General features: G+C 35.7%; 10 protein-coding genes. 5 read left to right on the plus strand and 5 right to left on the minus strand.

Annotated features, from left to right (window positions below):
- Window positions 1-3: 3 nt before the first annotated feature.
- Complete coding sequence (locus BUC23_RS14620) at window positions 4-3,021, plus strand: helix-hairpin-helix domain-containing protein (protein ID WP_073210698.1); 3,018 nt, start codon at window positions 4-6, stop codon at window positions 3,019-3,021.
- Between the two features lie 76 nt (window positions 3,022-3,097).
- Window positions 3,098-4,477, plus strand: a complete 1,380-nt coding sequence (locus tag BUC23_RS14625; protein ID WP_073210700.1) for an exonuclease domain-containing protein — start codon at window positions 3,098-3,100, stop codon at window positions 4,475-4,477.
- Window positions 4,478-4,676: 199 nt separating this feature from the next.
- Here BUC23_RS14625 and BUC23_RS14630 read toward each other — a convergent pair whose 3' ends face one another.
- Complete coding sequence (locus BUC23_RS14630) at window positions 4,677-6,317, minus strand: hypothetical protein (protein WP_073210702.1); 1,641 nt, start codon at window positions 6,315-6,317, stop codon at window positions 4,677-4,679.
- Between the two features lie 522 nt (window positions 6,318-6,839).
- Between BUC23_RS14630 and BUC23_RS14635 the strand changes: the two genes are divergently transcribed.
- Window positions 6,840-7,874: a DUF932 domain-containing protein gene (locus BUC23_RS14635; protein ID WP_073210704.1), complete on the plus strand. Its 1,035-nt coding sequence runs from the start codon at window positions 6,840-6,842 to the stop codon at window positions 7,872-7,874.
- A gap of 1,141 nt (window positions 7,875-9,015) precedes the next feature.
- On the opposite strand, the gene BUC23_RS14645 is transcribed toward BUC23_RS14635, so the two are convergent.
- Window positions 9,016-9,504, minus strand: a complete 489-nt coding sequence (locus BUC23_RS14645; RefSeq protein ID WP_208609326.1) for an SRPBCC domain-containing protein — start codon at window positions 9,502-9,504, stop codon at window positions 9,016-9,018.
- Between the two features lie 72 nt (window positions 9,505-9,576).
- A complete protein-coding gene (locus BUC23_RS14650; protein ID WP_084538364.1) occupies window positions 9,577-10,149 on the minus strand; it encodes a Crp/Fnr family transcriptional regulator in 573 nt (190 codons plus the stop codon).
- A gap of 372 nt (window positions 10,150-10,521) precedes the next feature.
- Between BUC23_RS14650 and BUC23_RS14655 the strand changes: the two genes are divergently transcribed.
- Both BUC23_RS14655 and BUC23_RS14660 read left to right on the plus strand, forming a co-directional pair.
- The gene (locus BUC23_RS14655; RefSeq protein ID WP_073210709.1) at window positions 10,522-11,361 is read left to right on the plus strand and encodes a tyrosine-type recombinase/integrase; all 840 of its coding nucleotides are present in this window, start codon (window positions 10,522-10,524) and stop codon (window positions 11,359-11,361) included.
- Window positions 11,340-12,455: an IS91 family transposase gene (locus tag BUC23_RS14660; protein WP_073210712.1), complete on the plus strand. Its 1,116-nt coding sequence runs from the start codon at window positions 11,340-11,342 to the stop codon at window positions 12,453-12,455. The genes BUC23_RS14655 and BUC23_RS14660 overlap by 22 nt, the downstream gene beginning before the upstream one ends.
- A gap of 223 nt (window positions 12,456-12,678) precedes the next feature.
- Here BUC23_RS14660 and BUC23_RS14665 read toward each other — a convergent pair whose 3' ends face one another.
- The gene (locus tag BUC23_RS14665; protein WP_073210714.1) at window positions 12,679-13,467 is read right to left on the minus strand and encodes a PhzF family phenazine biosynthesis protein; all 789 of its coding nucleotides are present in this window, start codon (window positions 13,465-13,467) and stop codon (window positions 12,679-12,681) included.
- A gap of 451 nt (window positions 13,468-13,918) precedes the next feature.
- Window positions 13,919-14,734, minus strand: coding sequence for a DUF3667 domain-containing protein (locus tag BUC23_RS14670; RefSeq protein ID WP_167365587.1), 816 nt, complete (start codon window positions 14,732-14,734; stop codon window positions 13,919-13,921).
- Window positions 14,735-14,799 lie beyond the last annotated feature (65 nt).

Here is a 14,799-nt window from a genome sequence, read left to right on the forward strand (position 1 = left end):
CAAATGTACCTCAACTGTCATTCTTTTCATTCCCTGCGCTACGGTACTATACCATTGCTGGATCTCGTTCAGCAAGCTGCTGTTTGTGGGGTGAAAAGAATGGCATTAACGGATATCAATACGGTTACCGGTATTTATGATTTTATAAAAGCATGCAACGGAGTTGGGATAAAACCACTCGTGGGTATCGAATTTCGTTGCAACCATCAATTGCGTTATATCGGTTTGGCTAAAAATGTGAATGGTTTAGCCGAAATGAACCGCTTTCTGACCCAACATAATTTTGAGGCCATTCCCTTGCCATTGGTCGCACCCTCATTTAAGGACGTAATCATTATTTATCCTTTTGAAAACTTGCCTTCCTTTTTAAAAGATAATGAATATCTAGGTATTACTTCCGAACAGCTACCCAAATTGTTTTTACCCCAATGGAAGACTTGGATTCACAAAATGGTGGTTCTGCAATCAGTCACCTTCCGTACCAAAAGAGAATTTAATTTGCATAAAATCCTGAGAGTTATTGATACCAATGTGATTTTATCCAAATTGACTGAAAACGATTATTGTAAGACGTCTGAAGTAATGATTCCTTTAGAGGAACTGCTTTCGAAATTTGAGGAATATACGCAAATTATCGAAAACACTTTAAAACTGATGGATCTGTGCGATTTTAAATTTGACTTCAAAACGTCCAAAAACAAAAAATACTATTCCGGAAGTCTGGAAAGCGACATGCTGCTTTTGACTAAACTCGCTCAGGAGGGATTAATTAAAAAGTATGGTACCGATAATCCGCAAGCAACAGCAAGAGTGGAAAAAGAATTAAAGGTAATTGATCAATTGGAATTCAGCGGTTATTTTCTCATCACCTGGGACATCATTCAATACAGCATGAGCCAAGGCTTTTTGCATATTGGTCGGGGCAGCGGTGCCAGCAGTATCGTGAGTTATTGTCTGGGCATCACGGACATCTGCCCGATAGAATTGGATTTGTATTTTGAACGCTTCCTCAATGTGAACCGCAAGAGTCCTCCCGATTTTGACTTTGACTGGTCCTGGAAAGAACGCGATACTATACTCAAATACATTTTTGATACCTACGGTGCCGATCATGTCGCTTTCTGCGGAACCAATGTGGAATTCAAATACCGCTCCATATTCCGGGAAGTGGGTAAAGTATTTGGATTGCCGAAGGAAGAATTGGATACATTGGCTAAAAACCCGATGGCGTTGCATGATACCAATCAAATCGTAAAGCTAGTCCAAGAATACGGAATGTTGCTCGAAAAATACCCCAATCAACGCAGCATGCATTCCTGCGGCATCTTGATTTCGGAAGAACCCATCACCAATTATACACCACTAGAAATGCCTCCGAAAGGGTTTCAAATCGTTTTGTTCGACATGTACATTGCAGAAGACATCGGTTTTGAAAAGTTTGATCTTCTAAGCCAAAGGGAAATTGGCCATATCGATGACAGTGTGAAGTTGATTGAGAAAAACAGAGGAATCAAAGTAGATATACGCGACACTTCTATATCAAAAAATGAGGCGAAGGCAAATCACTTTTTGAGCCGTCTGAAATGTGACAATTATAAAACGCTTGTTGCTGCCTCTTCTATCATCCGTCCGGGGGTCGCCCAATCAGGTATGATGAAGGAATATATTTTCCGGCACAATCATCCGGATAAGTTCGAATATTTTCATGACGTTTTTAAAGAACAGCTCGGCGAAACCTATGGTGTGATGGTCTATCAGGAAGATGTAATCAAGATTGCATTACACTATGCTGGCCTCCCCGCTGCCGATGGAGATATTCTGCGTAGGGCGATGAGTGGTAAAGGACGTTCCAAAGCAGCGTTGCAAAAAGTAAAAGACAATTACTTTGCCTGTTGTGCGCAAAAAGGACATCCGCTGAAGTTGAGTGAAGAAATATACCGTCAGATTGAATCCTTTGCTGGCTACTCGTTTTGCAAAGCACACTCTGCCTCTTATGCGGTGGAAAGTTACCAAAGTCTCTACCTCAAAGTCTACTATCCTATTGAATGTATGTTAGCCGTTATCAATAATCAGGGTGGTTTTTACCGTACTGAAGTATACGTTCATGAAGCCAAAATGTCGGGTGCAACCATTCAGAATCCCTGTGTAAATAAGAGCGATTATGAAACTGCCCTATTCGGCATCGACGTCTATCTTGGTTTGATGCTTCTGGAAGGTTTGGAAAGTAAAGAAGCGCATTGTATAGTTCAGGAGCGGGAAGAAAAGGGGAAATTCAACTCTTTGGAAGATTTTATCAATCGCATTCCAATAGGCATTGAAGGCATACAAATTTTGATTTTTATCGGAGCGTTCCGCTTTACGGAAAAAACAAAAAACCAACTGCTGGTGATCGCCAGACTCATTCTGGTCAATTTCAAACCCGAAAACAGAAACTTGATGTTGCTGCAAGAACCAATCAAAGAATATGAACTCCCAATACTGGAACGCTCCCCTTTTGAAGATGCTTTTGATGAAATCGAATTGTTGAGTTTTCCGGTCTCCTGCACCCCATTCGATTTATTACAGACAAAATATAGGGGACACGTAATGGCAAAAGACTTATTGAGTCACCATAAAAAAACGGTAAAAATGCTAGCCTATCTTATTTCAAGAAAACATGTGCCTACCAAAATGGGCGCCATGTATTTTGGAACTTGGGTAGACATAGAGGGCGAATATTTTGACACGGCACATTTCACAAAAAGTTTGGAGAAATATCCGTTTCAAGGTGGGGGCTGTTATTTATTATTGGGAACTGTTGAAGTGGATTATCACTTTCCTACTATTACCATTTCCAAAATGGCTAAAATGCCCTTCATCTCCGATCCAAGGTATTCCAACACCAGCGACCGGCAATATAAAGTACACCAACAGATTCGGGAAGATGTCAGCATGACCCATCGGGCACCTTATCCGCAGGAACATGAAATTAACCTGTCAAGGCATAAAATGGAGGTGGGCGCAAAAAAAGAGTCTGTTTGACTCTTTTAGGGGTGGATACTGTGCGCTTTAACCACTTTTACAAAAGATTATCAATACCATTCACGTTATATTTTAGATGAAAAAACAGGAATACGCAATAGTAGATATAGAAACCACAGGTGGTAATGCCAGTGGCAGTCGCATTACAGAATTTGCCATTATTATCCATAACGGAACTAGTATAGTCGACCGTTGGGAAACCCTCGTCAACCCACAAAAAGAAATACCGTTACCCATTTTTTCCCTCACGGGTATTAACAATGAAATGGTAAGCGATGCACCTATTTTTGATGATATTGCTGAAAAGGTTGTAGAAATGCTTAACGGACGTATTTTTGTTGCCCATAATGTCAACTTCGATTATTCATTTGTTCGCCACCAACTCGAAGCAAGCGGATTTAAATGGACCGCTCCAAAATTGTGCACCCTTCGTGCCGCTAGAAAGATTAAGTCGGGATTGGGTTCGTACAGCTTGGGTAGGCTTTGCCATTCGCTAGACATTCCTTTAATAAACCAACATCGCGCCGGTGGTGATGCGGATGCTACTGCTATTTTGTTTTTCCGTTTGTTGGAATGGGACGTCGAAGGTATAATCGAAAAAATGATAAAAAAGACTGCACAAGACCAACGCTTGCCACCCAACCTGCCACCTGCTGACTTTGAGCAATTACCGGAAAAAGCAGGTGTGTATTATTTTTATGATCAGACTAGGAAAGTAATTTACGTAGGAAAGGCAATCAACTTAAAAAAACGGGTGGCCTCCCATTTCATTGTCCATAATATCACGCCACAAAGGCAAAATTTCCTTAGAGACATATATAGTATTTCCTTTGAAGTTTGTGCTACCGAATTAATTGCGTTGCTGCTGGAGTGTACTGAAATTAAGAAACTGTGGCCCACCTACAACAGGGCATTAAAGCGCTTTGACCCTAAATATGGGCTGTATGAGTATGAAGCCCGCAGCGGTTACCGCTATCTCGCTATTGGAAAGTTAGCCAAATTTCAGACCTGCATTGAGTCTTTCAACAGTTTATACAAAGGCATCAATGTATTGCGAAGCCTGGCCGAACAATTTGACATTGATAATCGATTCTGTAACTACGGTATGGACGACCGTGGTGAATTTAACTCAAAACCGGATCGGAACGATTTACCGGAAGTGGAACGACACAACGAGCAAGTCGAAAACGCCATTGCTTTTTTAGTAAAAAACAGGCCAAGCTTTGCCATTATAGACAAAGGCAGAACTGCCGAAGAACGCAGTTGCATTTGGGTTGAAAACGGTCACTTTTATGGCATGGGATATATCGCTTCAGATATTGGTTTTGCGGATCCCTCTGAGATAAAAGATCATGTTACTCCCTACAAAAGCAACCAATACATTGTGGATTTAATTCTTGCTTATGCAGAGAAATATCCCGGCAAAGTGCTGTTTAAACTAACTGAGAATGAATGATGACACGCTTCAATGAATCCAAATTATTTACATCCTTCCCTATTCTCAAAATATTAAGAGACATATTCTACTGGCATTAATGCTTAATGCCTAGAAGTAAAATTTGCATTGTTAAAATTTAAAACCAAATATGAAAGTAGGGAATATAAGCCTGTTTCAAATTCCATGAAATTAGTTTTTGAGCAATTGTATTTGTACATTAATTTACAATTATAGCCTGATCATAAATCGTTTTATCATCATCCGTTTTAACAAAAATGTGGTATGTACCAATTGGCAATTCAAAATTAATAGTTTCATTTCTAGGAATAATTAAAAAGCTTTTAATTGGAATCGCCAAATTCTTCATCAAATCAAATTCTTTAAAATCAACTATTTCAACTAAAACCTTGTTATTTTTATAGTCAGAAAATTTTTTATCCTTAATAATTGTTTTTTTGAATTCAACATTGGGATAAATAATTTTTAAACTTGGTTTAAGGTTATTAACCAAAAAATAATCAGCAGAAGATTTTACTTTCGTCTTGTCTGTCAAATATTTACGAGGAATTAAAGTTAAATCTTGTTTAGTATCTGCACAAATGACTGTTTGGTTGATTGTTATCGGGTTAATTCCTGATAATTCCTTAAAATATTCTGCCATCCATTTATCCTTATCGTCTTTCTTTTCTATATGAGAATGCCCAACATATACAAAAATTTTAGCACTTGGATTTTTCTCTAGAATCTTTACGATGTTTTTGGCCTGACCCAATTCTCTATCAACGCCTTTCTCAAAGTTTTCATGTCCTGAAACAGTAAAACCTAAAGCGATTGCCTTTCTGATGAAATGAGCAAAATAAGGCTCATCTGTATAAATTCCATTCTTATAATTTGGAGTGGACTCCTTTTCTGAACTTTTACTATTAAATCCTTCTAATGTCAAATAATTATATCCATTCGCTTTCAACGTTTCTAATAATTCCATTGCAAACAATCTATGCTTTGGATAATAATGATCCTCATTAAGCATAATCACTTGGTTTTCTTTTGCTATTTCTGCAATCTTCCCAAAAACCAGATCATCTTTGTAAACATCCTCTTTACTAGATAAATCGGCAATCAAGGAATTAAAATTTTGTTTACGTTCTTTTTCGTAATCTAAAAGTAACGAATCATACAATTTATTATTAGACATAGATGCATTAACAGTTGATAAGAACTGGAATTTATCATCATTTCCCTTTTCAGATTTTAGAGGTGCGGTTTCCAACTTTTTGCTTGCATAAAGCGGGTTGGGATGTATACCAGGAAAATTTTTCACAAATATGGATACATAGGACATTTTATTGGTATTCAATGAGTCAATATCAATTTTATTCAATAAATCATTAACGAATACTGAAAAGTTCTTGTCCTTTCTTGAATTGGTTTTCACCAATCCTAAAACTTTTCTTTTCCCTTTTTGCTTTTCGAAAAGGAAAGTATTATTTATGGCAACAGATACTAGAATTTTAGCATTTTTAAAATTAGCGACTAATGGTTGGGCATTCTGGTAAAAAAAATACATCTCAATTCCATTTTCTTTTGCATCAGCAACTAAAAAAAGATCTTTTGATGATATATTATTACTCTTTAATACTTGCTTCAATTCTTTTTCTTTGCCCAGAGAAGCTTCTCTAAATTGAATATTTTTATCAAAATCAATTCCCACTTTCAAAGAATCATTGTAAAAATAATTTCTATTGAAATAATTTCTATCAGACAGTTTGCTTTTGTTTGAGCCACAGGAAATGAATAAGAACAACAGTAATAAATGAAAGAATCTATACATTATTCCAAAGGTTTTTATAGGGGTCATAGCTGCATTTTATTTTAATAAAGTAAAGGAAATTAAAATTAGATAATTTCTTACGAAAATAGTAAGAACAATCTAAATTCCAATACATGATTTAGGATTAACATACACTACCATTGTTAAAATAGGATCAAATCATAATCAAAACCCAGTTTACCACCTTAAAAAAAAGAGTCTTCTCTCAGAGCTTATTGTTTATACCATTACTAATAGCGTACTGATTGTACTATTCCTAAAGCAATTAAACAAATCGGATTTCTTTATCTAAAATTAAGAGATTTTAAATCGAGTTTTCATTCTAAACGGACTAAAAGGCAGCTAAGATAGTGTCTCCTGGATGCTGCAAGCGCATAATGGCTGCGTTACACTAGCCACCCTTCGGGACTTATAGCTCTCCACATCCATAAGCCCCTTATTTCTTGCTTTCTTTTTTCCCGTTTTTTCTTTTGAAAACATTTTTTTTAGGGTGACGGGTACAGAGGAAGGAATTGAAAAATTAATAGTAATAATCTAAATCGCAACATCATGGCACACAATCTCAATTACAACGAGCAAACGGCAAAACACAGCTTTTTCAGTGTCAAAGAAAAAGCATGGCACAATTTAGGGCAGGTTATACAGGAATATCCCACAAGCGCCGAAGCAATACTCCACGCAGGATTAGACTACGAAGTCGAAAAAAGAAAACTTTTCACTCCCAGTCTACAGGACAGCAACATCGAAGTACCGAATTATTTCAGTACTGTACGCACCGACAATGATGTCGTTCTAGGCGTCGTGGGTAAAGACTATCAAATTGTACAAAACAGAGATGCCTTTTCATTTTTTGATACTATTGTAGGCGGTGATGGTATCTTATACGAAACCGCAGGGGCTTTGGGCAAAGGGGAACGCATTTTTATTACCGCTAAACTCCCCAAATATATCCGCGTGGGCAAAGACGACCTTATCGAAAAATACCTTTTCCTAACGACTTCTCACGACGGAAGCGGTAGCATTACAGCAGCCTTTACTCCTATTCGTATTGTATGCGCCAATACCCTCAATGCTGCACTACGCAACCAAAGCAATACCGTGCGCATTCGCCATACCTCCAATGCCAAACAACGTTTGGAACAGGCATACAAGGTCATGGGAATTACCGATGTACTATCGGCACAAATGGAAGCGATTTTCAATTATTGGACAAAAATTCGTATCTCAGACAACGAAGTAAAAAAACTCATTCAGTCTGCCCTTGCACCTAGCAAAGAGGTGCTCAAAAACCTCCAAGACGGTAATGAGGACGAACTATCTTCTTGCTTTACCAATATGGTAGATAGTGCTTTTTCATACGCCATGTCAGACACTACCCAACTAATGGACACTACCAAAGGCACCGTTTTTGGAGCATACAACGCTATAACGGGCTACTTTCAAAATGTACGTACGTACAAGCATGATGAGGCCAAAGTGTCTTCACTTTTAATGGGCGGCACTGGACAATTGCGGGTACAGTCTGCTTTTAACCTGTGCACCGATTTTGCAGGCAGAGGAGTGGACGCGCTACTACTAAATTAAACTAAAAAGGACAGGTAGTACAACCTGCCTGTCCTTTATTAAATAAACTATCCTTATACTTTTAGAAAAGTAATGACGGGAGATAAATCATAGTGTAACACTAATAATTGAAATTCGTAGACACTTCAAATAATATGCACCATATTCTAGTTTTTTTTGCATTTTTTGATATATAAAAATAAGGTATAACGCAAAACAGAAGCTTCAAAGACTTGCGCCGCCCCGCAATAGTTATTCCTCTTGTAATAACAATTGCGGGGCGTTCAGAACGGAATAATTCCTTATAGTTGTGACTTTATAATATTAATAACTTGCAATTCAAATCTCGTAGAAACTCTTTTTTAAAAAAAATTGTCAAAAAAGATATCGATCAATCCATCCAACCATCAATATTTGAAAAAAAAAAACATACTTTTCAAAAAAAAATAGTTTTTCCAGGCCTTACAGTAGTCGTTATTTTGGTATTTGAATATTTTTTTTCCCCAGAAAGAAGTGGCAAAAATACCATTAAAAAGCAGTTATTTGTACAACCATAGCAGTGGGCATTGTAAACTTGTATTCAACGATGCCAATAAATAAAAATATTCTGAATTTTAGAAAAATTAAAATTTGTGATACCACAACATTTTTTTATACATAATAAACCAGTATTGTAGTATTGTAAAACGGGAAATCATTTGGATTTTCTTAATGGGCCCAGTTTTAACCCAGAAAATGAAAAGCCATTAAAACGGATTACTCAATATATGATTGATAAATATATTAAGTAAACTGTAAATTTCCCTTTTATTGACCACCCATCTCCAATATAAAGTGAGCACTGAATCCGGCAAATTCACAGAAAAGAAAATCTCGATAAACTCATTAATATATTCTAGTGCTTCTGCAGTTTCAGAATTATAATCGGAAAGAAGACAAAGCATTTCAGCAATAGTCATTCCCCATTTGCTTTAGACAATAAATCTTTCAACAGTGTCTATTTCCCGATTGCCGACACAGTATGCACACTTTTTTTTTTACAGAGCTGTATTGGATCTATCGGCAAAATCCCCAACAGCATAGATGGAAGTATTGAGACAGAATTTAAGATGGATTTTACCACAAAAACCGTCATTTTAGGAACGGCCGTTACCCGCAGTAATTATCTTTGTTCTGCTAATTCTTTTAATTTATTGTTCATTTCTTTAAATCCCTTTTTTGTGTTATTGTCAAGTTGTTTTTTAAAAATTGGTACAAGAATACCTTTAAATTTTTCACTTTGTCTAAAAATTGTAGTTCCGTTTCCGTTGTCAATAAGCTCAAATTTATGTTCTCCGTCAAAAATTCCTGCAAACAAAAAATGACCAAGCCAACTCAATTCATTATTAGTTTTATAAGTTAGAATTTTTGGTTTAAATGTCATTCCTTTTGATTGTGGCGGTTCAATTCTTGCGATAATTTTATTTCCTATAATCACTTCTCCTATTATTGACTTAATAAATGGATTCCAATTTGGATAATTTTCAAAATTTGTTAGAATTGACCAAACTTTTTCTGGTGTCGCATTAATTAAAATTTCTGTTTTGATTTCTTTTGCCATTGCTGTTGCGTTTAAAAATAGGATTAAAATAATTGTTGTTAATTTTTTCATTTGTTTTGTCGTTAATTTACACTACAAAGTTCTAACAGATTAATTATTTTGCTCTTGACAAAAATCAAGAAATTATAAAAGTTGCTTTTTTCTAATTCTACTAAATGTTTCGGCAGTCATTCCAAGTAATGATGCAATATATTGTAATGGAACTTGATTAAATAGTCCCTTGTTGTTTTCAAAAAAGAAATTATATCTTTCTTCTGCTGACATTGATAAATGAGTAAAAATTCTGTCTTCCAATATTGTAAAACATCGGACAAGAAATAATTTTTCAAGTTCATTCCATTGTGGAACTAAATCTCCAATCTTTTTGTAATCGTCTTTTGTAATCGTAAAAATCTCGCTATCAACTAATGCTTGTATAGTCCAACGTGATTTTGTTTCAAAAATAAAACTTGCCAAATCAGTAGAAAAATATCCTTTTGTAGAAATCCATTGCGTTATTTCTTTATCGTCTGTCGAAGCAAACATTCTCAAAAATCCAGATTGTACAAAACTTAATTTATCACAATATTTATCTGATTTTAATAAAAAATCCCCTTTTTTGACAGTTGTAATTTTGAATAATGAAACGATCATTTTTATATCGTTTATTTCAACAACTCCAAAGTAAGATTTTATATAATTTTCTAATTCGGTCATATTTTTTTTTATGCTTCTGTGAGTAAATTACCGCTAATGATCACAGGTTTTACGCCTGTTGCATATTTTTAACAGTGGCGTTTACAAACATATCGTAAACTTTGAAAGAAAAAGCGCCAATAAAAAGATAGTCACTATACTTTCCAAATAAAAACCAAGCCTAACAATAGCATAAAACCTGTGTTGAACTAAACCTTCGGTAGCACCATTGTTGATTTTGATTATCTTACGAAGGTAATTAAAAATAGAATATTATGACTACAAAAAAAAGCATCATGATGCATTAAGAGAAAACAAAATTCTCAACCAAGCCAAGCGCGAAGTTCCGGGTTTTGAGGACTTTTAGATCGTTTTGAGCGAACGGTTTCGATTTTGGGCAGAAGCCAAAGTACCTTCAATAACTATTCGCGCCATGTTGCGGCTATCTCGCTTTACTTTGGTAAAATCCCAACCGAATTAGATTCTGAACAAGTACAGGACTACTTGTTTTACCAACAAAAAAAGTCGAAAACACCTTCTCAAACGTATTTTAAACACTGTGTTTACGGACTTCGGTTTTTGCTAAAATCCGAAGGTTTACCGTATGAATTCCTTCGTTTGCCGTCTATAAAACACGATAAAAAACTCCCTGTTGTTTTGAGTAAAGAGGAAGTTTGGGCGATGCTCCAGTGTGCCAAGCTGCTTAAACATAAAATCCTGATTGGTTTACTCTATGGTTGCGGACTTCGCTGTATGGAAGTTAGAAGTGTGCGTTTACAAGATCTGGATTTCGACAGAAAACAGCTCAAAGTGGTTCAAGGTAAAGGTAAAAAAGACCGTTATGTACCGCTTTCAGAACATTTAGTTCGTGGGCTGAAAAAATACATCGAAGCCGAAAAACCCCAAGATTATCTTTTTAATGGACAGCCTTTGCCTAATGGAGCAGGTGGCGATTTTGACAATCGGTATTCACAGCGAGGCGTGCAATGGGCGGTGAAGCAAGTCGCCAAGGCAGCAGGCGTTAAAAAAGAAGTTCACACGCATACGCTGCGGCACAGTTATGCCACACATTTGCTCGAAGACGGCATGGATATTATGACTTTGAAAGACCTTTTGGGGCATCAAAACATCGAAACTACGATGGAATACTTGCACATTGCCCAACTCGAGAGCCAGCGCATTTTTAGTCCACTCGATACTCTTTTTGCACAATGCAGTCAAAGTTTGAAGTAGCGGATGTACTGCGCAAGATAGGCTCAAAAATTGAAAACTATGGATTGAATACTTGGCAACTCCGCACGCTTTCAACAATTAAGAAATGTAGAACGGCCGAGTTGGGCGGTCATATCGATGCTTGCGATGGTTGTGGTAATCTCACTATGAGCTACAACTCTTGCCGCAATCGACATTGTCCGAAGTGTCAGGGCAACAAACGAGAAGATTGGATACAAGCCAGAAGTACAGAACTCTTGCCGGTGCCATACTTCCACGTAGTTTTTACCTTACCCGATAGTGTTAATTCTCTAGCGATATATCAGCCAAAAATAGTGTACGATACTTTGTTTGAAGCTACTTGGGAAACGTTAAAAACCTTTGGCAAAGCCAAGGAAATGCAAATGGGAATGATCGCCGTTTTGCACACTTGGGGACAACAATTGAGTTTGCATCCGCACCTACATTGCATTGTTCCTGGCGGTGGTGTGAATAAAAACGGACTATGGCAAAACAGTAGAACGGATGGTAAATTTCTGTTTCCAGTCAAGGCCTTGTCTAAGGTTTTTAGGGCAAAATTTTGCGAGAAACTCAAGAAAAAAAATCCTATTGGATATGAGCAAATTCGTCAGGAATTATGGCAGAAACCTTGGGTCGTATTTGCTAAGAAACCTTTTGGAAGTCCAAAGTCGGTGGTGGAATATTTGGGAAGATACACCCATAAAATCGCCATTAGCAACCATCGAATCAAGAACATTGACGAGCAAAACGTGACTTTTACTTATAAGGATTATCGAGTAGCGGGCGTCAAAAAACAAATGACACTGACACATCAGGAATTCATCAGGCGTTTTGCGTTGCATATTTTGCCCAAACGCTTTGTTAAGATTCGTTATTACGGTTTTTTGAGTAGCACTTGGAAACGACAAAAGCTGAAAGTCTTACAAGAAAAGCTCAATGTAAAAGTGCTGGAAAAAGCAGAAAGAAAACCTTTTTTGCCTAAATGTCCTAGTTGCAAAACAGGTAATTTACATCGAATAGCAGTTTTTGACCAGCGCGGTCCGCCTGCTTGGTATCTTGGCAGTAGCCAAAACACAATTGCCTGTAAAAGTTAATTTTATGGGTAAGGGCGCGTATGCTCCAAAGTGAAGGAAAACACTCAAAAAACCAAGGTTAAAATTACTCCAAAAAAAAAGAGAACTAAATCCTCTTATAATTCTCTCTTACAATTCTACGAAAACTCCATAGTGTTAAAGGGCTTGCAATCGGTTCCGTTCAACACGAGTTTCATTGTTCGCGCTACGCACGCAACGAAACTCTAGCTGTTAGCAGCAGTTTTTATTCTATCCATAAATTTCCAATGGAATACGTTCTAGCTTGTCCACTAATTATTACACGATTTTCTTTATTTGTACAAATTAATTTACCAATACGTTCTGAAATTTGTAATGCTGTAAGCTCATTTTTCTGCAGACGATTTGCCCAAAATGGGATTAATGAGCAATGTGCTGAACCTGTCACTGGATCTTCTAAAATAGATGCCTGTGGAGTGAAAAATCGAGAAACAAAATCGCAATTTACTCCTTTCGCAGTAACTACTACTCCTCCTGGATCAAGGTTTATTTCATCAAAGACTTGTCGGTCAATAGATATGTTTTTTATATCATCCTCTGAATCATACAATAATACATAATCTCGTGATTTTAAAACTTCCTTTGGTTGTATGTTTAATGATTTTGAAATGTTTTCAGGTAAACTACTTTCAAGCGGCATTCTTGATGGGAGGTCTAAAAAATAGAAATCGTTTTCTACAATAACCGTTAAATCTCCACTTAAGGTTTCAAAAATTATTTTATCGTTTTTGTAATCCAGAATCGTTTTTAAACAATGAGCGGTTGCAAGTGTCGCGTGTCCACACAAATCCATTTCAATTTCGGGAGTAAACCAGCGTAAATGTATTTTTTCTCCTTTATCTACAAAAAAAGCAGTTTCCGCAACAGCATTTTCTTTTGTGATTTTTAAAAGAATATCGTTTGGCAACCATTTGTCTAATGGAACCACACATGCTGGATTACCACCAAAAATTTTATCAGTAAAAGCATCGATTTGATATAGTTCTAGTTTCATAATTAGTTATTTATGTGAAAATACTGCTTAGTTCATCGGCTTGGCGTTAGTAACGTCAAGTTAAAAATTGTCAACAACTGCTCAAAATTCAATTTTCCATGAGAATAATAGCTTATTAGTATAGTAGCTATATTTCTCATGTAATACTTATTATACAATTCAAAAATGCGATTGACACTTTGTCTGTTATTTAAAGATTAGATAATTATTAACACCATTAGAAATATTAAAATCAAAACCACTAAAACCTGTTGCTCTTCCATAATAGTCATTGTTTTGAATCTCAACTTTGCTATTTCATCTAAATTATATTCATTTTTATCTATGCTTATTGAATCTGACTTGAATTCTAAAAAACCTTCAGATTTTCCATTTATTTCTTCAGGCTTTATGTTTCTTGCTGTTTTGGTTGGTGCACTTGGTTAAAAATTAAAACTTTTAATTACTCAAACTAAATCATGCTCCCCAGAACTAAAAAAATAAACAAAAAGAACAGACAAAAAACATATAGAAAAGACAAAACTGTTGTTTTAAAGATACTTTTTATCCAGCTTCCTTCGAAAACCGTTTTTAAAGAAATTCCTAAATAAATAAAAATAATGACAAAAAAAGAGATCAATAAATAACCATAATTGATATTAAATACCTTTTCAATAAGGAGCAAAAGCCCCAATAATCCAAAAATAAAAATATGATAGAAAATTGAAAAAACTAAAAACTCAGAGTAATAATAGTCTTTTCTGAAATAAAACTGTTTGAGTATTAAAGCAAAAAAGGGCATGAATATAAAAAATGAATAAGAAGCGTATTTGATGAATTTTTTATAAAGCTCTGAAATTTGCAAATCACCCGTTTGAAGTTTTATAAAGGAATTTACAATTCTGGTATTGAACCAATCCGTCTTTGTATTTCTTGCAATTAAAATAGAATCAACTTTTGAATTTGTAAGGTTTTTTACACTTCGCAAGCTAATAAATGTCAACGAATCAATTTCAGTTTTGCTATACAGATTAATCCCATTTGTTTTAGCATGCATGATATCTTTTCTAAAAATTTCATTTTTTTCTTCAATAGCATGATTAAACAAAAAAGAAACTATTAATAAAAAAAGAAACGTAATAAAAACATACATTTTAATTGGAGGCACATATCTAGCGCGTTTATTAGAATTGTAGTTTTTAGTAACTAAACCAGGTTTCAAAATTAAATCTTTTAGTGTATTTAAGAACTTGGTGTCAAAATGCGTAAAAGACTCTAAAGTTTCCATTACAAAGTGTTTTACTGGCAGTTTGTGGGTATGGTTTTCTTGTCCGCAGTATGGGCAAAAATTAT

It is taken from the genome of Flavobacterium xinjiangense (genome assembly GCF_900142885.1).
Classification (GTDB): Bacteria; Bacteroidota; Bacteroidia; order Flavobacteriales; family Flavobacteriaceae; genus Flavobacterium; species Flavobacterium xinjiangense.

Excerpts from the sequence above, each read along its gene's own strand:
- BUC23_RS14620 (WP_073210698.1), top strand. The coding sequence starts at position 4 with ATGTACCTCAACTGTCATTCTTTTCATTCCCTGCGCTACGGTACTATA.
- BUC23_RS14625 (WP_073210700.1), top strand. The coding sequence starts at position 3,098 with ATGAAAAAACAGGAATACGCAATAGTAGATATAGAAACCACAGGTGGT.
- BUC23_RS14630 (WP_073210702.1), bottom strand. The coding sequence starts at position 6,317 with ATGACCCCTATAAAAACCTTTGGAATAATGTATAGATTCTTTCATTTA.
- BUC23_RS14635 (WP_073210704.1), top strand. The coding sequence starts at position 6,840 with ATGGCACACAATCTCAATTACAACGAGCAAACGGCAAAACACAGCTTT.
- BUC23_RS14645 (WP_208609326.1), bottom strand. The coding sequence starts at position 9,504 with ATGAAAAAATTAACAACAATTATTTTAATCCTATTTTTAAACGCAACA.
- BUC23_RS14650 (WP_084538364.1), bottom strand. The coding sequence starts at position 10,149 with ATGACCGAATTAGAAAATTATATAAAATCTTACTTTGGAGTTGTTGAA.
- BUC23_RS14660 (WP_073210712.1), top strand. The coding sequence starts at position 11,340 with ATGCAGTCAAAGTTTGAAGTAGCGGATGTACTGCGCAAGATAGGCTCA.
- BUC23_RS14665 (WP_073210714.1), bottom strand. The coding sequence starts at position 13,467 with ATGAAACTAGAACTATATCAAATCGATGCTTTTACTGATAAAATTTTT.
- BUC23_RS14670 (WP_167365587.1), bottom strand. The coding sequence starts at position 14,734 with ATGGAAACTTTAGAGTCTTTTACGCATTTTGACACCAAGTTCTTAAAT.